Source organism: Paracoccus sp. MKU1 (assembly GCF_001447385.1).
In the GTDB taxonomy this organism is placed as follows: Bacteria; Pseudomonadota; Alphaproteobacteria; order Rhodobacterales; family Rhodobacteraceae; genus Paracoccus.
This window is the reverse complement of the sequence record NZ_LLWQ01000005.1, coordinates 1-759: the sequence shown is the minus strand read 5'-3', so window position 1 is coordinate 759 and position 759 is coordinate 1. Positions and strand designations below refer to the sequence as shown.

General features: G+C 69.8%; 2 protein-coding genes. Both read right to left on the bottom strand.

Going from position 1 to position 759, the window contains the following annotated elements:
• On the bottom strand, positions 1 to 418 hold a 418-nt coding region (locus tag AQY21_RS00370; protein ID WP_238986650.1), incomplete at its 3' end, for a hypothetical protein.
• 23 nt (positions 419 to 441) lie between these two features.
• Positions 442 to 759, bottom strand: a 318-nt coding sequence (locus AQY21_RS00365) for a hypothetical protein (protein WP_058095935.1), incomplete at its 5' end; no start/stop codon positions are given.

Below are 759 nucleotides of genomic sequence, written 5' to 3'. Positions count from 1 at the left end.
CCAGCAGCGCCTGCGACAGGCCATAGCGGATCGCGGTGTGCAGCGGCCGGCCCTCGATCTGCAGCGCGTCGAAGAAGGCGGCATTGTCGCGAAAGCTGCCGACCGCGCGCCCTTCCAGCAGCGGGGTCAGGTGCCGGCGCAGCAGCGGGATGAAGCGCGCGGCGGTGAACAGCGGATCGCGGCCGCCGGCGCCGGAATATTGCACGGCGGCGCAATCGCCCTCGGCGATCTGGCCGTTCTCCAGCTCCAGCAGGATCGAGATGCTTTCGCCGCGCTGGCGGATGCCGTCGAAGCCGCCGGTCAGCGGCGCGCCGCTATAGACGAACCCGTCCATGGGCGCCCCGGCCTTGATCGCCGCCTGGTCGTCGAAATAGAACGAGGCGAAGCCCGGTGCGAAATGGACTTTCCTGATATGCATGTGATGTCTCTCGGTCTGGAGTGTCAGGCGGCGGGGCGGCCGACCAGCTTGCTGGCAGAGATGGCGCGGACATCGTCCACCACCATGTTGAACGAGGCCTCGCGGCCCTCGGCGCGGGCGCGCTCGGCGATCTTGTCGCGGTGCCAGGCCAGCACGTCGCGGGGCAGGGGCACGTTGCCCGCGTCATAGATGCGGATGGCGCCGTGATTGTCGCGCACCGGCGTCAGCTTGCCCAGATTGGCGGCGGCCGGGGCGAAGGGGATGTCCATGACTCCCGTGCGGAAGGCCTCGACCGCGCCGCGGGCGATGTCGCCGCGGCCCAGCTTCAGGACCTGGCGCAT